16 protein-coding genes are annotated in these 20,913 nt (G+C 69.2%); all 16 read left to right on the forward strand.

From position 1 onward, the window contains the following. Positions 1 to 208 precede the first annotated feature (208 nt). The 16 genes from LY40_RS21065 (at position 209) to LY40_RS21140 (ending at position 19,306) form a co-directional block, all read left to right on the forward strand. Positions 209 to 1,480: a geranylgeranyl reductase family protein gene (locus tag LY40_RS21065; RefSeq protein ID WP_183779878.1), complete on the forward strand. Its 1,272-nt coding sequence runs from the start codon at positions 209 to 211 to the stop codon at positions 1,478 to 1,480. A 558-nt stretch (positions 1,481 to 2,038) separates the two neighbouring features. Next, a complete protein-coding gene (locus tag LY40_RS21070) occupies positions 2,039 to 2,446 on the forward strand; it encodes an NADH-quinone oxidoreductase subunit A (RefSeq protein WP_258938053.1) in 408 nt (135 codons plus the stop codon). A 6-nt stretch (positions 2,447 to 2,452) separates the two neighbouring features. Continuing rightward, positions 2,453 to 3,001, forward strand: a complete 549-nt coding sequence (locus LY40_RS21075) for a NuoB/complex I 20 kDa subunit family protein (protein ID WP_183779873.1) — start codon at positions 2,453 to 2,455, stop codon at positions 2,999 to 3,001. 9 nt (positions 3,002 to 3,010) lie between these two features. Then, positions 3,011 to 3,769, forward strand: coding sequence for an NADH-quinone oxidoreductase subunit C (locus LY40_RS21080; protein WP_183779871.1), 759 nt, complete (start codon positions 3,011 to 3,013; stop codon positions 3,767 to 3,769). Between the two features lie 112 nt (positions 3,770 to 3,881). Beyond that, positions 3,882 to 5,255: an NADH-quinone oxidoreductase subunit D gene (locus LY40_RS21085; RefSeq protein WP_183779869.1), complete on the forward strand. Its 1,374-nt coding sequence runs from the start codon at positions 3,882 to 3,884 to the stop codon at positions 5,253 to 5,255. Beyond that, entirely contained in the window at positions 5,252 to 6,016 is a 765-nt protein-coding gene (gene nuoE / locus LY40_RS21090; protein ID WP_183779867.1) for an NADH-quinone oxidoreductase subunit NuoE, read from the forward strand. The genes LY40_RS21085 and nuoE overlap by 4 nt, the downstream gene beginning before the upstream one ends. A gap of 73 nt (positions 6,017 to 6,089) precedes the next feature. Beyond that, on the forward strand, positions 6,090 to 7,442 hold the full coding sequence (gene nuoF / locus LY40_RS21095; RefSeq protein ID WP_183779864.1) for an NADH-quinone oxidoreductase subunit NuoF: 1,353 nt from the start codon (positions 6,090 to 6,092) through the stop codon (positions 7,440 to 7,442). Continuing rightward, positions 7,439 to 9,913: an NADH-quinone oxidoreductase subunit G gene (locus LY40_RS21100; RefSeq protein ID WP_258937929.1), complete on the forward strand. Its 2,475-nt coding sequence runs from the start codon at positions 7,439 to 7,441 to the stop codon at positions 9,911 to 9,913. The genes nuoF and LY40_RS21100 overlap by 4 nt, the downstream gene beginning before the upstream one ends. Then, on the forward strand, positions 9,913 to 11,295 hold the full coding sequence (gene nuoH / locus LY40_RS21105) for an NADH-quinone oxidoreductase subunit NuoH (protein WP_183779858.1): 1,383 nt from the start codon (positions 9,913 to 9,915) through the stop codon (positions 11,293 to 11,295). The genes LY40_RS21100 and nuoH overlap by 1 nt, the downstream gene beginning before the upstream one ends. Beyond that, positions 11,282 to 11,848 (forward strand): NADH-quinone oxidoreductase subunit NuoI, encoded by a 567-nt coding sequence (gene nuoI / locus LY40_RS21110; RefSeq protein ID WP_183779855.1) that lies wholly within the window; start codon positions 11,282 to 11,284, stop codon positions 11,846 to 11,848. Before nuoH ends, nuoI begins: the two co-directional genes overlap by 14 nt. Beyond that, positions 11,845 to 12,765, forward strand: a complete 921-nt coding sequence (locus tag LY40_RS21115; protein ID WP_258937930.1) for an NADH-quinone oxidoreductase subunit J — start codon at positions 11,845 to 11,847, stop codon at positions 12,763 to 12,765. Before nuoI ends, LY40_RS21115 begins: the two co-directional genes overlap by 4 nt. Beyond that, a complete protein-coding gene (gene nuoK / locus LY40_RS21120; protein ID WP_183779849.1) occupies positions 12,762 to 13,061 on the forward strand; it encodes an NADH-quinone oxidoreductase subunit NuoK in 300 nt (99 codons plus the stop codon). The genes LY40_RS21115 and nuoK overlap by 4 nt, the downstream gene beginning before the upstream one ends. Positions 13,062 to 13,079: 18 nt before the next feature. Continuing rightward, positions 13,080 to 14,978, forward strand: coding sequence for an NADH-quinone oxidoreductase subunit L (nuoL, locus tag LY40_RS21125; protein WP_183779846.1), 1,899 nt, complete (start codon positions 13,080 to 13,082; stop codon positions 14,976 to 14,978). After that, on the forward strand, positions 14,975 to 16,522 hold the full coding sequence (locus LY40_RS21130) for an NADH-quinone oxidoreductase subunit M (protein ID WP_258937931.1): 1,548 nt from the start codon (positions 14,975 to 14,977) through the stop codon (positions 16,520 to 16,522). Before nuoL ends, LY40_RS21130 begins: the two co-directional genes overlap by 4 nt. A gap of 6 nt (positions 16,523 to 16,528) precedes the next feature. Further along, entirely contained in the window at positions 16,529 to 18,103 is a 1,575-nt protein-coding gene (gene nuoN / locus LY40_RS21135; protein ID WP_183785031.1) for an NADH-quinone oxidoreductase subunit NuoN, read from the forward strand. A 174-nt stretch (positions 18,104 to 18,277) separates the two neighbouring features. Next, positions 18,278 to 19,306 carry a polyprenyl synthetase family protein gene (locus LY40_RS21140; RefSeq protein ID WP_183779840.1) on the forward strand — a complete coding sequence of 343 codons (1,029 nt, stop codon included), beginning with the start codon at positions 18,278 to 18,280 and terminating at the stop codon, positions 19,304 to 19,306. The last annotated feature ends 1,607 nt before the right edge of the window (positions 19,307 to 20,913 follow it).

Consider the following 20,913-nt stretch of genomic DNA (forward strand, 5'->3'; position numbering starts at 1 on the left):
GTTCCAGGGTTCTGTGTTGCGCGTTGTGGTTTCCGGGGTGACACGCCCGTCGCCCGACCACCACCCCCCAATGCCGTGCTCCGCACGGCTGGCCCGCCCGTCGCCCGACCACCAACCCCTCAACGCCGCGCTCCGCGCGACTGTTCCCGCCCGTCGCCCGACCACCACCCCCCAATGCCGTGCTCCGCACGGCTGTAAGACTGGAACCATGACTCAGGATGCCGAGGTCATCGTCGTCGGAGCAGGGCCCGCGGGATCGACCGTCGCCACGTACCTCGCCCGTGCGGGCGTGGACGTGCTGCTGCTGGAGAAGACCACGTTCCCCCGCGACAAGGTCTGCGGGGACGGGCTGACCCCGCGTGGGGTCAAGCAACTGATCGACCTCGGCCTGGACATGAGCCCCGAGGCGGGCTGGACGTACAGCAAGGGCCTGCGGATCATCACCGGCGACCTGCACCTGCAGCTCGACTGGCCGGACCTGACGAGCTACCCACCGTACGGTGTCGCGCGCACCCGCCACGACTTCGACGAACTCCTCGCGCAGACCGCGGTCAAAGCGGGCGCGCGGTTGCAGGAGCGGACCACGATCACCGGTGCACTCACCGACGAACGCACCGGACGCGTGATCGGTGTGGAAGGCAAGGCGGGTCCCGACAAACAGCCGGTCAGCTATCGCGCCCCGCTCGTGCTCGCGTGCGACGGAGTGTCGGCGCGGCTGGCGCTGTCGGTGGGCATCGAGAAGAGCGACAAGCGTCCGATGGGCGTTGCCGTCCGCCGCTACTACAAGAGCCCGCGCCACAACGAGGACTACATCGAAGGCCACCTCGAGCTGTGGGACCGCGCGGACCCGGCGAACCCGAAGCTGCTGCCCGGCTACGGGTGGGCCTTCCCGCTCGGGGACGGCACGGTCAACGTCGGGCTGGGCATGCTGTCGACGTCGAAGTCGTTCCGCAACATCGACTACCGGCAGCTGCTGCGCTCGTGGCTCGACGGCACACCCGAGGAATGGGGCTATCGCGAGGAGAACGCCGTCGGGAAGATCGGCGGCGCCGGGTTGCCGATGGGCTTCAACCGCACGCCGCACTACCGGGACGGGCTGCTGCTGCTCGGCGACGCGGGCGGCATGGTCAGCCCGTTCAACGGCGAGGGCATCTCGGCCGCGATGGAGTCCGCGCAGCTGGCGGCCGAGCACGTGGTGCAGGCGCTGGCCCGGCCGGAGGGACCGTCGCGGGAACGCGCGCTCGCCGGCTATCCGCGTGCCGTGGCCGAGCTGATGGGCGGCTACTACCGGCTCGGCAACACGTTCGCCAAGCTCATCGGCAAACCGAAGGTCATGCGCGCAGCAACGAAGTACGGACTGCGCGTCAACCCGATCATTCCGCTCGTCTACAAGGGCTTGTCGGGTTGCTACGACGCGAAGGGCGGCGACGTGGTGGACCGCATCATCGCGGCCGCCTCGCGCGTCACACCGACTGCCTGAACCGACTGTCTGAGCCCCGCGCCGCGAACTCGCGAGCAGGGGTGACACGTGTGATAGATCACGTCCGTTTTCATGATCGACATGGCCGCTGCCGTCGGTGTTCCTTTTGTGCTGGTGATGGCAGGTGCGGCCATGGGGGCGGACGTTGTGCAGGGCGTCGACTTAGGTTTGCCTTATATGCCGGGGATGTGGCGGGGGCTAGCGACAGCGTGTGACTCGCGTCCTACACTGACCCCATGCTTTGTGAAGCGGTTCACAACCACGACGGAGTGCTTGTGAACGATTTCACGACGTCAGTGCGTGACGTGCCACGAAGGGCGCACGCACGACCACGCAGATCGCTGTGATCTGCACCGCCGACGCCGTGGTCGGGGCCGTAGCCCGGGTCACGTCCGCCGGCGGACCGTCAGCCCCAACACGTCCGAACGCAACGCCGCGGAAAGGATGGTGCCCGCAGTGAACGTCACGTTCGCGCCGGCCGGATTCGCTTCGGCGACCCGGGTTCCGGCCGAGCACGCGCCGGCAGGCCCGGGTCTCACCGAGACACCGGCCGATCAGGTGCTGGCCGGCGGGCAGGTACTGGCCCAGGAAGCGGCCGCCGACATCGGGATCTACCTGCCCCTCGTGCTGCTGATCGTTCTCGCGGCCGCATTCGGCGTCTTCTCGGTGCTGCTGGGCCCGCTCGTCGGGCCCAGTCGCTACAACAAGGCCAAGACGGCCGCCTACGAATGCGGGATCGAACCGTCGCCGCAGCCGGTCGCCGGCGCGGGCCGGATGCCCGTCGCCTACTACGTCACGGCGATGCTGTTCATCCTCTTCGACATCGAGATGGTCTTCCTCTTCCCGTACGCCATCGCCGCGGACGCGCTCGGGTTGTGGGGTCTCGGCGCGGTGGCGCTGTTCATCGCGACGTTCTTCATCGCCGACTTCTACGTGTGGCGCCGCGGCGGCCTGGATTGGAACTGATGCGCCATGGGTCTTGAGGAGAAACTCCCCAACGGAATCCTGCTGGCCTCGCTCGAGGGCGTCGTCAACTGGGCGCGCAAGAACTCGATGTGGCCGGCGACGTTCGGCCTCGCGTGCTGTGCCATCGAGATGATGACCAGCGGCGGGTCGCGGTATGACCTCGCGCGGTTCGGCATGGAGCGCTTCAGCGCCACGCCACGGCAGGCCGACCTGATGATCGTCGCGGGCCGGGTGACGCAGAAGATGGCGCCGGTCCTGCGGCAGATCTACGACCAGATGGCCGAGCCGCGCTGGGTGCTCGCGATGGGCGTGTGCGCCTCGTCCGGCGGCATGTTCAACAACTACGCGGTCGTGCAGGGCGTCGACCACATCGTGCCCGTCGACATGTACCTGCCCGGCTGTCCGCCGCGGCCCGAGATGCTGCTCGACGCGATTCTCAAGCTGCACGCGAAGGTGCAGGACGAACCGATCAACGCCCGCCGTGCGCAGCTGCGCGCCGAGAGCGGTGCCGAGACGGAGATCGTCCCGTCGTCCATCAAGTACGCGAAGAAGTAGGGCGAGGCCATGGCTGACGAGGACACGCAGAACCCCCGGACCGGAGGGGAGAACTCCAGCGCCGAACGCGCCGAGTCCGGTCTCGAACCGTGGGGTTCGGAACCGGCCCGCGTGGTCGCCGGTCACGAGCGCAGGGGCATGTTCGGTGTTTCCGGCAGCGGTGACACGTCGGGGTACGGCGGACTGCGCCTGCCCGCGTACACGCCCCCGCCCGCGGAACGTCCCTACGGCGGCTGGTTCGACGACTTCGCCGACGAGTTCTACGCCGCGCTCGGGGAGAACGGAATTCCGGCCGAGGCGGTCCTGCAGGTGACCGTCGACCGCGGTGAGATCACCTTCTACGTCGACCGCGACCACCTCGTCGCGATGTGCCGCGTGCTGCGTGACGACGAGGGGCTGCGCTTCGAGATGTGCAGCTCGGTGTCCGGTGTGGACTACGGCGAGGACGTGCCGCAGCGGCTGCACTCGGTGTACCACCTGCTGTCGATGACCTATCGGCGCCGTATCCGCCTCGAGGTCACGATGGACGTCGACGATCCGCACGTGCCGTCCATCGTGGAGGTCTACCCGACGGCGGACTGGCACGAGCGCGAGGCCTACGACATGTTCGGCATCGTCTACGACGGCCACCCCGCGCTGACCCGCATCCTCATGCCCGACGACTGGGAAGGGCATCCGCAGCGCAAGGACTACCCGCTCGGCGGCATCCCCGTGGAGTACAAGGGCGCCGAGATCCCGCCGCCGGAAACCCGGAGGTCGTACTCGTGATCTTTCCGCCGAAGTACGTGCTCCCGCTGGAGGCGCGGAGGACACCGCCGAAGTACGTGCTCCCGCTGGAGGCGCGGAGAGCACCGTCCGCATTCGTCCCGATGGAGGCGCAATGACCACTAGCGACCACATCGCCGACGTGTCCACCGGCACGGACACGACTCCGGAGGGGTCGGACAGCGCCCCGTACGCCGAGCCGCGGGAGACCACCGAGGGGCCGGTCTACACCGTCAGCGGCGGTGACTGGGACGACGTGCTCACCGATGCCTCGCACGACGAGCGCATGGTCATCAACATGGGGCCGCAGCACCCGTCGACGCACGGCGTGCTGCGCCTGGTGCTGGAGATGGAGGGCGAGACCGTCACCCAGCTCCGTTCGGTGATCGGCTACCTGCACACGGGTATCGAGAAGAACTGCGAGTACCGCACGTGGACGCAGGGCGTCACGTTCGTGACGCGCATGGACTACCTGTCTCCGCTGTTCAACGAGATGGGCTACTGCCTTGCGGTGGAGAAGCTGCTGGAACTCGAGGTTCCTCGCCGTGCGCAGCTGTTGCGGGTACTGCTCATGGAGATCAACCGCATCGGTTCGCACTTCGTCTACATCGCCACCGGCGGTATGGAGCTCGGCGCCACGACGGCGATGACGCTCGGCTTCCGCGAGCGGGAAGAGGTGCTGCACCTGCTCGAACACCTCACCGGCCTGCGGATGAACCACGCGTTCATCCGGCCCGGCGGGCTGGCGCAGGACATGCCGGACGACTTCGTCGAGAAGGTCACCGAGTTCTGCAAGGTCATGGACGAGCGGCTGCCGCTCTACGACAAGCTCTTCACCGGCCAGCCGATCTGGCGGAACCGGCTCAAGGGCGTGGGTTACCTGCCGCTCGACGCGTGCCTGGCTCTCGGCATCACCGGTCCGGTGCTGCGGTCGGCCGGTGTGGCGTGGGACCTGCGCAAGACCGACCCCTACTCCTGCTACGACGAGTTCGACTTCGAGGTGCCGACGTCGACCGACGCCGACTGCTGGGCCCGCTACCTGCTGCGCGTCGAGGAGATGCGCCAGTCGCTGCGGATCATCCGGCAGGTCCTCGAGAAGCTCGAGCCCGGTCCGGTGATGGTCGAGGACCGCAAGGTCGCCTGGCCCGCGCAGCTGTCGGTCTCCAGTGACGGCATGGGCAACTCGCTCGATCACGTCCGCAAGATCATGGGCCAGTCCATGGAGTCGCTGATCCACCACTTCAAGCTGGTCACCGAGGGATTCCGGGTGCCGCCGGGCCAGGTGTACTCGACGGTCGAGTCGCCGCGCGGCGAACTCGGTTTCCACCTCGTCTCCGACGGCGGTACGCGGCCGATGCGGGTGCACGTGCGCGAACCGAGCTTCGTCAACCTCCAGTCGATGCCCGCGATGTCGGAGGGCGGCCTCGTCGCCGACGTCATCGCGGCCGTCGCGTCGATCGACCCGGTGATGGGGGGAGTGGACCGATGAGCAGCGACACCACCGGCGGCGGTGCCCCGAGGACGGGCGCCACGTTCGGCGAGGACACGATCGCCGACGCGCGGGAGCTGATCGCGCGGTACCCGCAGTCGCGGTCCGCGCTGCTGCCACTACTGCACCTGGTGCAGTCCGTGGAAGGGCACGTCAGTCAGGAGGGCATGGCCTTCTGCGCCCAGCAGCTCGGGCTGTCGGAAGCCGAGGTCGCGGCCGTCGCGACGTTCTACACGATGTACAAGCGCAAGCCGTGCGGCGAGCACCTGGTGAGCGTGTGCACGAACACGCTGTGCGCGGCGATGGGCGGCGACGCGATCTACAAGCGACTCCAGGAGCATCTCGGTTCCGACGGCGCGCCGCTCGGCCACGAGGAGGTCGCGGGCACGCCCGGCGAGAGCGGTTCGCTCATGCTCGAGCACGCCGAATGCCTCGCCGCGTGCGACCTGGCTCCGGTGTTGCAGGTCAACTACGAGTACTTCGACAACCAGACCGAACAGAGCGCGGTCGAGCTCGTCGACGCGTTGCGGCGCGGGGACAAGCCGCATCCGACGCGCGGTGCTCCGCTGTCGGACTTCAAGACCGTCGAGCGGCGACTCGCCGGCCTGTTGCCCGATGACGACGACGAGTTCTGGACCGAAGTGGACGGACCGTCGCAGGCGGTCGAGACGGTGCGCGGCGCCCAGCTGGCCGCCGACCGCAACTGGACGGCCCCGCCGGCGCCCGAGGACGTGCCGATGCCGGAGGTGGAGGCGAAATGAACGACCATCGCGCACTCATTGTTCATGGAGCCGACCGGGTGCGGGTGTCCCGCAGGACACGGGTGGAGGCGAAATGAGTACCTCGGAGAAGGCGCCGTTGACGCCGGTGCTGACGAAGCGGTGGTTGTCGCCGCAGTCGTGGCGGTTGGAGACGTACGAGAAGCTCGAGGGCTACACCGCGGTGCGGAAGGCCCTGAGCGCCTCGCCGGAGCAGGTCATCCAGATGGTGAAGGATGCGGGCCTGCGTGGTCGTGGTGGCGCGGGTTTCCCGGCGGGCGTGAAGTGGGGCTTCATGCCGAAGAACGACGACAAGCCGCACTATCTGGTCATCAACGCCGACGAGGGTGAGCCCGGCACGTGCAAGGACATCCCGTTGATGATGGCGGACCCGCACGCGCTCATCGAGGGCTGCATCATCGCGGCGTACGCGATGCGTTCGCACCACTGCTTCATCTACGTCCGCGGCGAGGCACTGCACCCGATGCGGAGGCTGTACGCGGCGGTGCGCGAGGCGAAGCAGGCTGGCTTCCTGGGGCACGACATCCTCGGCTCGGGATTCGACCTGGAGATCACGGTGCACGCGGGCGCCGGCGCATACATCTGCGGTGAGGAGACGGCGCTGCTCGATTCGCTCGAGGGCCGTCGTGGCCAGCCGCGGCTGAAGCCGCCGTTCCCCGCGGCGTCGGGTCTGTACGCGGCGCCGACGACGGTCAACAACGTCGAGACGATCGCGACGGTGCCGTCGATCGTCAACGGCGGTTCCGAGTGGTTCCGCGCGATGGGCAGCGAGAAGTCGCCCGGTCCGAAGATCTACTCGGTCTCCGGTCACGTCGAGCGGCCCGGCCAGTACGAGGCTCCGCTGGGCACGACGCTGCGGGAGCTGCTCGAGATGTGCGGTGGGATGAAAGACGGCGTTCCGCTGAAGTTCTGGACGCCGGGTGGTTCGTCGACGCCGCTGTTCACCGCCGACCACCTGGACGTTCCGCTGGACTTCGAAGGTGCCGCGGAGGCCGGGTCGATGCTGGGCACGACGGCCGTGCAGGTGTTCAACGAGACGGTGTCGGTCCCGTGGGCCGTGATGAAGTGGACGCAGTTCTACGAGCACGAGTCCTGTGGCAAGTGCACGCCGTGCCGCGAGGGCACGTTCTGGCTGGCGCAAGTGCTGGAGCGCATGGTCGACGGCCGGGGCAGCGAGCAGGACATCGACACGCTGCTGGACGTCTGCGACAACATCGGCGGGCGTTCGTTCTGCGCACTCGGCGACGCCGCGGTCAGCCCGATCCAGAGCGGTATCAAGTACTTCCGTGACGAGTTCCTCGCGCTGTGCGAGTCGAACAGGCCCGAGGCGGCGGGGGCGGCCGAGTCCCCCGAACCGGCGCAGGGCAGTGATTCCCAGGCCGCGCAACCGGTTGGAGCACAGGCATGACCGTGGCACCGGAGAAGTCCGATGTGGACGTGCCGGAGGGGTACGTCAAGCTCACCATCGACGGCGAGGAGGTCGTCGCACCGCAGGGCGAGCTGCTGATCCGCACCGCCGAACGACTCGGCACGGTGATCCCGCGGTTCTGCGACCACCCGCTGCTCGACCCGGCCGGCGCGTGCCGGCAGTGCCTGGTCGAGGTGGAGATGAACGGCCGTCCGATGCCGAAGCCGCAGGCCTCGTGCACGATGACGGTCGCCGACGGCATGGTCGTCAAGACGCAGGTGACCTCGGAGGTCGCGGACAAGGCGCAGCAGGGCGTGATGGAGCTGCTGCTCATCAACCACCCGCTGGACTGCCCGATCTGCGACAAGGGCGGGGAATGCCCGCTGCAGAACCAGGCGATGGCCCACGGCCGGGCCGATTCGCGCTTCGTCGACAAGAAGCGCACGTTCCCGAAGCCGTTGCCGATCTCGTCGCAGGTGCTGCTCGACCGTGAGCGTTGCGTGCTGTGCCAGCGGTGCACGCGGTTCTCCGACCAGATCGCGGGGGATCCGTTCATCGACCTGCTCGAACGGGGTGCGCATCAGCAGATCGGCACCGCCGAGACGGCCGACGTGCTCGACGCGGCGTCGCACACCTCGAGCGGGCAGCCGTTCCAGTCGTACTTCTCGGGCAACACCATCCAGATCTGTCCGGTCGGCGCGCTGACCAGTGCCCAGTACCGGTTCCGTTCGCGGCCGTTCGACCTGGTGTCGACGCCGAGCGTGTGCGAGCACTGCTCGTCGGGCTGTGCGGAGCGGACCGACTTCCGGCGCGGCAAGGTCATGCGCAAGCTCGCTGGTGAGGACCCGGACGTCAACGAGGAGTGGATCTGCGACAAGGGCAGGTTCGCTTTCCGTTACGCCAACGCCGAGCAGCGCATCCGCAGGCCGCTGGTGCGCAGCGCCGAGACCGGTGAGCTGGAGGAGGTCTCGTGGACCGAGGCGCTCCGGGCCGCGGCCGCCGGGCTGACGAAGGCGCGTGACGGCAAGGGCGTCGGGGTGTTGCCCGGTGGCCGCGTGACGATCGAGGACGCTTACGCGTACAGCAAGTTCGCCAGGGTGGCACTGCGCACGCACGACGTCGACCACCGCGCGCGGGCCCACTCGGCGGAGGAGCTGGACTTCCTGGCCTCCCGGGTCGCCCGTGACGGAGGTCCGGCGGGCGGCGGCGTGACGTTCGCCGACCTGGAGTCGGCGCCGGTCGCGCTGTGCGTCGCGTTCGAACCCGAGGAGGAGGCGCCGGCCGTCTTTCTGCGGCTCCGCAAGGGAGCTCGTACGGGCGACATCAAGGTGGTCCACATCGGACAGTGGTCGTCGCCGGCCGTGGAGAAGACCTTCGGCGAACTCCTCGCGTGCCCGCCCGGCGGCGAGGCGGACGCCGTCGAGGGCATCGCCCAGCACGCCCCCGACCTCGACGAGGCACTGTGTTCCGCCGGTGCGGTCGTGCTGGTCGGCGAGCGGGCAGCCGAGGTGCCTGGCTTGCCTACAGCGCTGCACCGGCTGGCCGAACGCACCGGTGCGCGCCTCGCGTGGATCCCGCGCAGGGCGGGCGAACGCGGCGCCGTCGAGGCCGGCACGCTCCCCACGCTGCTGCCGGGTGGGCGGCCCGTTGCCGACGCCGACGCCCGCGCCGAGGTGGAACGTCACTGGGGCCTCGAGGCCGGGACCCTGTCGGCGGAGCCGGGACGTGACGTGACGGGCATGCTGAACGCGATCGTCACCCGCGACCTGGACGGACTTCTCGTCGGCGGCGTCGACCTCGACGACCTGCCCGACCCGGCACTCGCCCGCAAGGCGTTCGACGCGGCCGGGTTCGTCGTGTCACTGGAGCTGCTGCCGAGCACCGTCACGCCGTACGCCGACGTGGTGCTGCCGATCGCTCCGGTGGACGAGAAGGGCGGCACGTTCGTCAACTGGGAGGGTCGCCGCAGGCCGTTCACCGTGACGCTCGACGGCACCGGTGCGCTGCCGGACTGCCGGGTGCTCGACACTCTCGGCGTCGAGATGGACACGGACCTGTTCACCCAGACGCCCGACGCCGCACTCGGCGACCTCGACCGGCTGCCGGCGTCGAGCGTGCGGGCGGCGGCACCGGACCACCCGTCCGTCGCACCGCCGACGCCCGGGCCGGGGCAGGCGCTGTTGGCGACGTGGCGGCAGCTCATCGACGACGGATCGCTGCAGATCGACGAGCCCGCGCTCGCCGGCACCGCGCGACGCGTCGTCGCCCGCATGTCGCAGGCCACCGCCGACGGGCTCGGCGACCACGTGACGGTGTCGACCGACCGCGGGTCGGTGACGCTGCCCGTCGAGGTCACGGACCTGCCGGACGGCGTCGTGTGGTTGCCGGGGAACTCGCCGGGTTCGAAACTCCGCGCGACGCTCGGTGCCGGGCACGGTGCGGTCGTCGACATCGCCGGGGGTGACCGGTGATGACCCCGTTTCTCGCGCAGGCTGCCACCGAACCGATCAACCGGGCCGAGCTGCTCGCCGACGACCCGCTGTGGCTGATCCTGCTGAAGGCCGTCGTGGTCATGCTGATCGGCCCGATATTCACGGTCGCGCTGATCGTCGGCGAACGGAAGATCGTCGGCCGCATGCAGAACCGTCCCGGCCCGAACCGGGTGGGCCCGTTCGGCCTGCTGCAGTCACTCGCCGACGCGATCAAGCTGCCGTTCAAGGAACAGGTCATCCCCGACACGGCCGACCGGAAGATCTACTTCCTGGCGCCGGTGATCGCGGTTGTTCCCGCGCTGATCGGCCTCGCCGCGATCCCGTTCGGCGGCGAGGTGACGATCTTCGGTGAACCCACCGTGCTGCAGCTGATCGAACTCCCGGTGAGCGTGCTGCTCGTACTGGCGGGTGCGTCGATCGGTGTGTACGGCATCGTGCTCGGCGGCTGGGCCTCCGGTTCGCCGTACCCGCTGCTCGGCGGGCTGCGGTCCGCGGCGCAGGTCATCTCGTACGAGATCGCGATGGGCCTGTCGATCATCGGCGTGGTGCTGTACTCGCAGTCGATGGCCACCAGCGGCATCGTCGCAGCACAGGCCGACGGCGGCTGGTACTTCTACCTGCTGCTGCCGAGCTTCGTCATCTACATGATCTCGATGGTCGGCGAGACGAACCGCGCCCCGTTCGACCTGCCCGAGGCCGAGTCCGAACTGGTCGGCGGGTTCCACACCGAGTACAGCTCGATGAAGTTCGCGATGTTCTTCCTCGCCGAGTACTCGAACATGGTGATCGTGTCGGCGTTCGCGACGACGCTGTTCCTCGGCGGCGGCATGTTCCCGTTCTTCGGCGCCGACGCCGCGATCAACCAGGGCTGGTGGCCCGTCCTGTGGTTCCTGGCGAAGATGTGCGTGGTCCTGTTCGGCTTCATCTGGCTGCGCGGCACCCTCCCGAGGTTCCGCTACGACCAGTTCATGAAGCTCGGCTGGAAGGTCCTCGTGCCCGCCGCGCTGGTGTGGCTGCTGCTGATCGCCACGGTCAGGGCGCTGCGCAACGCCGAGGGCGTCTCCACCGGCCAGATCCTGATCATCGGCGGTGTGGCGATCGTCGTGGTCGTGCTGCTGATGCTGCTCATCCCGGAGAAGGAGATCCCGGACGACGAGGCAGCGGTGACGACCACCGGCGGCGGGCACCCGGTGCCCCCGCTGGACCTGAAGGTCCCGGAGACCACGCCGCGCCAGAAGGCCCTCGAGGCCAAGCGCAGGTCCGAGGAGAAGCGGCAGGCGGAGTTGAGTCCGTCGACGGCGGGCTCGCCGGGTGCGCCCGGCGCAGGCTCGAAGGAAGGAGAGTCCCATGGGGATCTTTGATCCGGTCAAGGGATTCGGCGTCACCTTCGGGATGATGTTCAAGAAGGTGGCCACGGAGGAGTACCCGGAGATCGGCGCGCCCGCCGCCCCGCGGTACCACGGCAGGCACCAGCTGAACCGTCATCCCGACGGGCTCGAGAAGTGTGTCGGCTGCGAGCTGTGTGCGTGGGCGTGCCCCGCCGACGCGATCTTCGTCGAGGGTGGCGACAACACCGAGGAAGCGCGGTACTCGCCCGGTGAACGCTACGGCGCGGACTACCAGATCAACTATCTGCGCTGCATCGGCTGCGGACTGTGCGTCGAGGCATGCCCCACGCGGTCCCTCACGATGATCAACTTCTACGAGCTGGCCGACGACAACCGGCAGGACCTCATCTGGACCAAGGAGGACCTGCTCGCCCCGCTGCTGCCCGGCATGGAGCAGCCGCCGCACCCGATGCGACTCGGTGACGACGAGCAGGACTACTACGTCAACGGCCCGGAACTCGCCCGCGGCCGCGGTGTTCCGGAACACGAGACGGTCGAGACCGACACCGAGGAGGCGGTCCGATGAGGGCGGAGACACCGCTGGTGCTGGCTCAGGCCGGGGCCGACGCGACGGTGTCCACCGGCGAGGCCGTCGCGTTCTGGGTGCTCGGCCCGATCGCGGTGGCCGGTGCGCTCTGCATGATCTTCGCGCGCAACGCGGTGCACTCGGCGTTGTGGCTCGTGATGACGATGCTGTCGCTGGGGATGCTCTACATACTCCAGCAGGCGCCGTTCCTCGGCTTCACGCAGATCATCGTCTACACCGGCGCGATCATGATGCTGTTCCTGTTCGTGCTGATGATGGTCGGCAGGGAGTCGTCGGACTCGGTGCTGGAGGTCCTGCGCGGCCAGCGGCTCATGGCGGCGGTGCTCGGCATCGGCATCGCGGGCGTGCTCGCGGGTGCGCTCACCCGCGCGTTGGCCGACGTGCCGCCCGCACCCGCGATGAACCCGTGGACCCCGGAGGGCGGCGGCGCCGGCGGGCTCGCCCGCGTGATCTTCCAGGACTACCTGTTCCCGTTCGAGCTGACCTCGGCGCTGCTGATCACCGCGGCCGTCGGCGCGATGGTCCTCGCGTTCACCGACCGGCATTCCAAGCAGGGCAGGCGCAGCCAGCGCGAGCTCGTCGCGGCGCGGTTCCGTGGCGAGTACGAACGTCCCTCGCCGAAGCCCGGCCCCGGCGTGTACGCGACGTCCAACTCCGTCGCCACGCCCGCGCTGCTGCCGGACGGCTCGATCGCGCCGGAGTCGCTGTCCGACCTCATCGAATCGACGCCGACGGCGCAGCTGCAGGCCCACCGCAAGCAGCTCGAGAGCCGCGCGGCGGGACCGGACACGCACGCGCTCGCCGGCCCCGAGGACGGCGCCGGTGACGGCGAAGCCGCCGGTGGTACGGCGACGGCCACGGAGGACGCGGTGACGGCCACGGAGGACAAGGCATGACCCCGACGTACTACCTGCTGCTGTCGGCGCTGCTGTTCAGCATCGGCGCGGTCGGCGTGCTGGTGCGGCGCAACGCGATCGTCGTGTTCATGTGCATCGAGCTGATGCTCAACGCCGTGAACCTCTCGCTCGTCACGTTCGCGCGCATCAACGCCGACATCGACGGACAGGTCATGGCGTTCTTCGTGATGGTCGTGGCCGCAGCGGAGGTCGTGGTCGGACTGGCCATCATCATGGCGATCTTCCGCACGCGACGGTCCGCCTCCATCGACGACACCAACCTGCTCAAGTACTAGGGGCAAGGGGAAAAAACTGTGATCGCATCATCGTGGCTGCTGGTCGCGTTCCCGGCGCTCGGTGCGCTCGTGCTGCTGGTCGGCGGCAAGCGCACGAACTCGTGGGGCCACCTGCTCGGCTGTGCGACCGTCGCGGCGTCCTTCGTGTACGCGCTGGCGCTGTTCGCGTCGGAATCGCTGAGCCAGGCGGCCGACACGACGCTCTGGTCGTGGATCCCGGTCGAGGCGTTGCAGGTCGACTTCGGACTGCGGATCGACCCGCTGTCGATGACGTTCGTCCTGTTGATCACGGGCGTCGGCGCGCTGATCCACGTCTACTCGATCGGCTACATGTCCGACGACCGGGATCGCAGGCGCTTCTTCGCCTATCTGAACCTGTTCGTCGCCTCGATGCTGATCCTGGTGCTGGGCAACAGCTTCGTGATGCTGTACCTCGGCTGGGAGGGCGTCGGTCTCGCGTCGTACCTGCTGATCGGCTGGTACACGGACCGCCCCGCCGCGGCGACCGCGGCGAAGAAGGCGTTCCTGATGAACCGCGTCGGCGACGTCGGCCTCGCGATCGCGATCTTCCTGATGTTCAAGCACATCGGCAGCACCAGCTACGACGCGGTGTTCGCCGGCATCGGGGACGTCTCGCCGGGCGTGGTCACGGCGATCGCGCTGCTGCTGTTGCTGGGTGCGTGCGGTAAGTCCGGCCAGTTCCCGCTGCAGGCGTGGCTGCCGGATGCGATGGAGGGTCCGACGCCGGTGTCGGCCCTGATCCACGCCGCGACGATGGTCACCGCGGGCGTCTACCTCATCGCCCGTGGCGCTCCGATCTACAACCTGACCGAGGACGGCAGGCTGGTGGTCGCACTCGTCGGTGCGTTCACGTTGCTGCTCGGCTCGATCATCGGCTGCGCCTACGACGACATCAAGAAGGTGCTGGCCTACTCCACGGTGAGTCAGATCGGCTACATGATGCTCGCCGTCGGGCTCGGCCCGTTCGGCTACGCGCTCGCCATCGCGCACCTGCTGACGCACGGCTTCTTCAAGGCCGGGTTGTTCCTCGGCGCCGGGTCGGTCATGCACGCCATGAACGACGAGGTCGACATGCGTAAGTTCGGCGGGCTGGCGAAGAAGCTGCCGATCACCGCGGTGACGTTCGGCCTCGGCTACCTGGCGATCATCGGATTCCCGTTCCTGTCGGGCTTTTTCACCAAGGACGCCATCATCGAGGCGGCGTTCGGCCAGGAAGGCTGGCGCGGCTGGGTGCTGGGCGGTTCGGCGCTGCTGGCCGCGGGCATCACGGGCTTCTACATGACGCGCCTGATGCTGCTGACGTTCTTCGGCAAGGAGCGCTGGCGGGAGACGACGTCGGCCGACGGCCGCGAGTTCCATCCGCACGAATCTCCGCCGACGATGACGGCACCGATGATCGTGTTGTCGATCGGTTCGGTCGCCGCGGGTGGGCTGCTCATCGGCGGGGACACGCTCGCCGAGTTCCTCAGCCCGTCGGTCGGGGCGTTGCAGGAAAGCCACCACGGCGTGCTGCCGCACGCGCTGATCCCGTGGTTGACGGTTCTCGTGTCGGCGCTCGGTGTGCTCGGGGCGTGGGCGCTGTTCGGTCGTCGTGAGACGCCGGTGCAGCGGCCGGAGCGGGTGTCGTGGCCGGTGCGCGCCGCGCGCAAGGACCTGTACGGCAACGCGCTCAACGAGGCGCTCGTCGCGACGCCGGGCATGTGGCTCACGCGGTCCGCGGTGTTCCTCGACAACCGGGGCGTCGACGGCGCCGTCAACGGGCTCGCCGCGGCGTTCGGCGGCGGCTCCGGACGGCTGCGCCGGATGCAGACCGGTTTCGTCCGCTCGTACGCATTGTCGATGCTCGGCGGCTCGTTCCTGATCGTCGGCGCACTGTTGTTGGTGAGGTTCGGATGACCTGGCTGCTCGCACTGATCCTGCTGCCACTGCTCGGTGCGGTGGCCGTGGCCTTCCTGCGCCGCGACGACCGGCTGGCCATGATCACCGCCTTCGCGGTGTCCATTGTGGAGCTCGTGCTGATCCTGCCGTTGTGGCTGAGCTACGACCCGGGCGGCGAACGGCTCCAGCAGGTGTCGTCGCTCGAGTGGATCCCCGCGTTCGGGGTGCACATCTCCTTCGGTATCGACGGCATCGCACTGCTGATGATCGCCGTGATCGCCCTGCTGGTGCCGGTCGTGATCGCGCTGCTGCGGTCGACCGACAAACTGCCGGAGGGCAAGGACGTCGGCGGACTGCTGTCGCTGATCCTGCTGCAGCAGGCGCTGACGATCGCCGTGTTCGCGGCGACGGACGTGTTCCTGTTCTACGTGCTGTTCGAGATCATGCTCATCCCGATGTACTTCCTCATCGGCGGCTACGGCGGGCCGAGGCGGCAGTACGCGGCGGTGAAGTTCTTCCTCTACTCCTTCCTCGGCGGACTGATCATGCTGGCGTCGGCGATCGGCGCCTACTCACTGGCCGCCGACGAACTCGGCGAGGGCACGTTCGACTGGGCCACGCTGGCGGGAGTCGTCAGCGAGGCGCCGCTCGAGACGCAGATCTGGCTGTTCCTCGGCTTCTTCCTGGCGTTCGCGATCAAGGCGCCGCTGGTGCCGTTCCACACCTGGCTGCCCGACGCGGCGAGCCAGGCACCGGTGGGCGTGACGGTGCTGCTCGTCGGCGTGCTCGACAAGGTCGGCACGTTCGGCTTCCTGCGCTACAGCCTGCCGATGACACCCGACGCGAGCGCCGAACTCGCCCCGGTCGTGCTCGTGCTCGCGGTCGTCGGCGTGATCTACGGTTCGATGCTCGCCGCGGGGCAGACCGACATGCGGCGCTTCGTGGCGTACGTGTCGATCGCCCACTTCGGATTCATCGCGCTCGGCATCTTCGCCTTCACCCAGCAGGCCGTGGCCGGGTCGGCGACGTACATGCTCAACCACAGTCTCGCCACGGGCATGCTGATTCTGGTGCTCGGCATCGTCGCGGGCCGCGGCGGCGACACCCGGATCGACGCCTACGGCGGGATGGCCAAGGTGACGCCGGTACTGGCGGCGATGCTGCTGATCGCGGGCCTTTCGGCGTTGTCGCTGCCCGGCACGAACTCGTTCATCAGCGAGTTCCTCGTGCTGCTGGGGGCGTTCGACACCCGGCCGGCGTACGCGGTCGTCGCCACGGTCGGCATGGTGCTGGCCGCGGCCTACGTGCTGTGGCTCTATCAGCGGATCATGACCGGCCCCGTGCGCGGCGACGCGATGCTCGCGGCAGCGCCCGGCCCCGGCACGGTGCAGGCCCCGGAGGCGGGCGCCCGCAAGACGATCCGCGACCTGGGCGGACGGGAGATCGCGGCGCTCGCGCCGCTCGTGGTGCTGATCATCGGGCTCGGCTTCTACCCGAAACCCGTGCTGGACACCGTCAACCCGTCGGTCGAACAGACCATCACCGCGGTGCAGGAAAGGTAACCGGCCATCGTGAATCCGTTTCTCGCGCAGCAACTGCAGCCCGTCGAAGCCCCGGGGATCGACTGGGGCGCGATCCTGCCCATGGTGATCGTGTTCGGCGCCGCGTGCGTCGGGGTGCTGATCGAGGCGTTCGTGCCGAAGCACCAGCGCTGGTCCGGACAGGTCGTGCTGACGCTCGGTTCGATCGCCGCGGCGGGGATCGCGCTCGGCGCGTACGTGAGCGCACGACCCGAGCACGGCGTGGTCACGATGGGGAGCACGCTGTCGATCGACACGCCCGCGCTGTTCCTGTGGGGCACGCTGCTCGCACTGAGTGTCGCGGCGGTGCTGATGATCGCCGACCGGTCGGTCGAGCCGGGCGGTTCGTTCGTCGCGCAGGCCGGCATCGCGCCCGGCACGGTGCAGGACCGCGCACAGGTGCAGTCCACCGGTATGCAGACCGAGGTGTTCCCGCTCGCGCTGTTCGCACTCGGCGGCATGATGGCGTTCACCGCGGCCAACGACCTGCTGACGATGTTCATCGCCCTCGAGGTGCTGAGCCTGCCGCTGTACCTGATGTGCGGGCTGGCCCGCAGGCGGCGGCTGCTGTCGCAGGAAGCGGCGGTCAAGTACTTCTTGCTCGGGGCGTTCGCCAGCGCCTTCTTCCTGTACGGCCTCGCGATGCTGTACGGCTACGCCGGCTCGGTGAAGCTCGCCGACATCGCCACCGCGTCCGCGGGCACCGACCGCTCGGACACGCTGCTGTTCGCCGGTCTCGGCCTGCTGATGGTCGGCCTGCTGTTCAAGGGCTCGGTCGGCCCGTTCCACACCTGGACGCCCGACGTCTACCAGGGCGCGCCGACGCCGGTGACGGGCTTCATGGCGGCGTGCACGAAGGTCGCCGCGTTCGGCGGGATCCTGCGGGTGCTGACCGTGGCGTTCGAGGCGACCAGCTGGGAGTGGCGTGGCGTGCTGTGGGCCGTCGCGATCATCTCGATGGCCATCGGTGCCGTGCTGGGCCTGACGCAGACCGATCTGAAGCGGATGATCGCCTACTCGTCGATCGCGCACGCCGGGTTCCTGCTCATCGGCACGATGGCGCTGACCGAGGAGGGCCTGTCCGGCACGCTGTTCTACCTGCTCGCCTACGGGTTCACCACGCTCGCCGCGTTCGGTGTGATCTCGCTGGTGCGGGACTCCTCCGGCGAGGCGACGCACCTGTCGGCGTGGGCAGGCCTGGCGAAGCGGTCGCCACTGCTGGCAGGCGTGTTCACGTTCCTGCTGCTCGCGCTGGCCGGTATTCCGTTGACCAGCGGGTTCGTCGGCAAGTTCGTCGTGTTCTCGGCGGCGCTGTCCGACGGCATGGCCCCGCTGGTGGTGATCGCGCTCGTCTTCAGTGCAGTGGCGGCGTTCTTCTACCTTCGGGTCGTCGTGCTCATGTACTTCTCCGAGCCTGCGTCCGACGGGCCGACGGTCAGCGTGCCGGGTGCGTTCACCACGGCGTCGATCGCGCTGGGCGTGATCATCACGCTGCTGCTGGGCGTGCTGCCGACGTTCGCTCTGGACTGGGCGGGAGCAGGTGGTTTCGCGCTCGGCGGGTGACCGCGGCGCGCCGGTGATGCGGGCGGTGTCGACGGTCACGTCTGAGCAGGGCTGATGCGTGATCGCCCGGTGAGGACTTGCCAGTAGGCTGGGGCCGGTTTTGACCGGACGCCCGACCCGGCGCCCGGAGGAGAACCGGCCGTGGAACCCAGTGCCGAGAGGGCGGAGCGAGCAGTGTCAGTGCGTGACGGCGCCATCGAGGAACTGCGCGCCTCAGTCGGGCTGCAGATCGACGACGAAGCGCTGCTGACCGACCTCGCGGGCGGTCTGGGCGCGGTGGAGCAGCTGCTGCGGGAGGTCGTCCGCAGCGACGTCGCAGCGGTCAACGAGGCAGCCCGGCACCTGGTGGAAGCCGGGGGCAAACGTTTTCGTCCACTGTTCACGCTGCTGGCGGGACAGTTCGGCACGGCAGGTGAGGATGCGCGCGAGGGCGTGGTCACCGCCGCCGCGGCCGTCGAGCTCGTCCACCTGGCGACGCTGTACCACGACGACGTCATGGACGAGGCGACGATGCGCCGCGGTGCGGAGAGCGTCAACGCCCGCTGGGACAACACGGTCGCGATCCTCACCGGCGACTTCCTGTTCGCGCACGCCTCCCGGCTGGTCGCCGACCTGGGCACCGACGCGGCGCGCATCATCGCCGAGACGTTCGGCGAGCTGGTCACGGGCCAGATGCGCGAAACGGTCGGCCCCGGCGAGGGCGAGGACCCGATCGAGCACTACCTGACCGTGATCGGGCAGAAGACGGGGTCGCTGATCGCCACGTCGGGCCGGTTCGGCGGCATGCTGTCGGACGCGTCGGCGGAGCACATCGAGGCGCTGCGGCGGTTCGGCGACCTCATCGGCACGGCGTTCCAGATCTCGGACGACATCATCGACATCGACTCGCCGTCGGCCGAGTCGGGGAAGTCGCAGGGCACGGACCTGCGTGAAGGTGTGAAGACGCTGCCGATGCTCTACGAACTCGCCGAGGACCGGCCCGATCCGCGGCTCACGGAGCTGCTCAGCGGCCCGATCACCGACGACGCCGAGGTCGGCGAGGCGTTGACACTGTTGCGTTCATCGCGTGGCCTGGAACGCGCACGCACCACTCTTTCAGGCTACGCTCAGCGCGCGAGGACGGAGCTGGAGGCATTGCCGCCGACTCCGGCGCGGGATGCCTGCGAATCGGTCGCCGATTACCTCGTCGCACGCACCCACTGAGGGAGGACACCGCACCAATGTCCATTTTCGGGCAGGTCTGGGTGTTCAGCGCGATCGCTTTCGTGCTGGGCGCCTTCCTGGCCTGGGTTTTCCTGGTTCGGCCCGCGCGTAAGCAGATCAGGAGCCTCGAGGAGAGACTCGTGGCCCGCGAGGCCGACCTCCGCCGAATCTCCGAACCCGCGCTCGGCGCGGCCGGTACGGCGCAGACGCGGACAGAGCGCAGTGATCCGTTCAGCGACGCCGACGAAGCCCTGGCCGGCACCGGTGGATACGGGGGCGGCCCGGATGTGGACGTGCCCGGTGAGCCGGAGCCCGAGACGTCGTGGCTCGAACGTGACAGCCTCGGCGGCGCCTACGCGGGCGGCGGTTATGCCGGTGGCGGTTACGGGGACCAGGCCGACGACTTCGACCTGGCCGACCGGCCGGACGACCTGGAGATCCCCGGTGATTCCGGCGACCGGCACGCCCACGACGCCGGATACTCCGACACGTACCGTGCCTTCGCCGGCGACGACCGGTACGACGATGCCGGGTACGACGATGCCGGGTACGACGACCGTGGCGGTTCGGGTGAGCCGGACGGCGCCGACGACGTGGACGCCGCCCTCCGTCGCGTCGCCGAGCGCGACACCCACGACGGTTACGGCCACGACGGTTACGGCTATGGCGGTTACGGCTATGACGGCGAGAACCGTGACGACGAGGACCGTGACGACGAGGGCCGGTTCGGCGAAGGGTACGACGACCGGACGCAGTACATGGCCGTCGACCGGGGTGCCGCCGATGACGCGCCGGTCTCGTCGGTCCTCGACCCGGACGAGATGCGCAGCGTCCCCGGCGACGCCGGTGCCGATGCGGCCGAGTCCGAGTCGACTGGGCTGATCGGCCCGGACGACCGGTCCGGCACGGGTGAGGCCGACGACGCGCGTGCGTCCGAGGCGAACGAGACGGGCCCCGCGACGGCCGACGACCCCGGGACGGGCCCGACCGGCACGTCCGCGGCGGCGGACCCCGCGCTGCACCTCGGCGCGCCGTTCCGGCCCGTCACATCGTTCGATGCGACCACCGAGCTTCCCGTCGGTGCTTTTCAGGACCGCGAACTCCAGGACAGTGGCCTCCAGGGCGGTGGCCTCCAGGGCGGTGGCCTCCAGAGCGGTGGCGTCGACGACACCACGGGCGCCGGCCGGCAGGACCCGGCCGCGGGGGATCGGGACCGCGGTTCCGACGAGAGCGACTCCGGACCGGCGACGGGCCGGTCCGAACGGCCGGGAAGCCTGTTCGAACCGACCCCGGCCGGCGGCACCGGTGGCGCGGACGCCCCCGACGCCGGTGTCTCCGGAGCAACAGCCCCGGCTTCCGGCCACGTCGATGCCGATGACACGGCCGCGGCGGGCACTGTGGAGTCTGCGGCGGGCGCTGCGGAGTCTGCGGCGGGCACTGTGGAGCCGGCGGCGGGCACTGTGGAGCCGGCGGCTGGAGTTGCGGAGCCGGCGGCAAGCACGGCGGACCCCGTGGCCGGAGCCGCGGAGTCGGTGGCTGGAGCCGCGGCGTCGAACGGGTCGGCGGCTGACCCCGAGGATCCGCCCGCGTACGCGTTCGGCGGACCG

The organism is Prauserella salsuginis (assembly GCF_024648885.1).
GTDB lineage: Bacteria > Actinomycetota > Actinomycetes > Mycobacteriales > Pseudonocardiaceae > Prauserella > Prauserella salsuginis.

Coding starts and splice junctions, on each gene's coding strand:
- LY40_RS21065 (WP_183779878.1), top strand. CDS start 209: ATGACTCAGGATGCCGAGGTCATCGTCGTCGGAGCAGGGCCCGCGGGA.
- LY40_RS21075 (WP_183779873.1), top strand. CDS start 2,453: ATGGGTCTTGAGGAGAAACTCCCCAACGGAATCCTGCTGGCCTCGCTC.
- LY40_RS21080 (WP_183779871.1), top strand. CDS start 3,011: ATGGCTGACGAGGACACGCAGAACCCCCGGACCGGAGGGGAGAACTCC.
- LY40_RS21085 (WP_183779869.1), top strand. CDS start 3,882: ATGACCACTAGCGACCACATCGCCGACGTGTCCACCGGCACGGACACG.
- nuoE (WP_183779867.1), top strand. CDS start 5,252: ATGAGCAGCGACACCACCGGCGGCGGTGCCCCGAGGACGGGCGCCACG.
- nuoF (WP_183779864.1), top strand. CDS start 6,090: ATGAGTACCTCGGAGAAGGCGCCGTTGACGCCGGTGCTGACGAAGCGG.
- LY40_RS21100 (WP_258937929.1), top strand. CDS start 7,439: ATGACCGTGGCACCGGAGAAGTCCGATGTGGACGTGCCGGAGGGGTAC.
- nuoH (WP_183779858.1), top strand. CDS start 9,913: ATGACCCCGTTTCTCGCGCAGGCTGCCACCGAACCGATCAACCGGGCC.
- nuoI (WP_183779855.1), top strand. CDS start 11,282: ATGGGGATCTTTGATCCGGTCAAGGGATTCGGCGTCACCTTCGGGATG.
- LY40_RS21115 (WP_258937930.1), top strand. CDS start 11,845: ATGAGGGCGGAGACACCGCTGGTGCTGGCTCAGGCCGGGGCCGACGCG.
- nuoK (WP_183779849.1), top strand. CDS start 12,762: ATGACCCCGACGTACTACCTGCTGCTGTCGGCGCTGCTGTTCAGCATC.
- LY40_RS21130 (WP_258937931.1), top strand. CDS start 14,975: ATGACCTGGCTGCTCGCACTGATCCTGCTGCCACTGCTCGGTGCGGTG.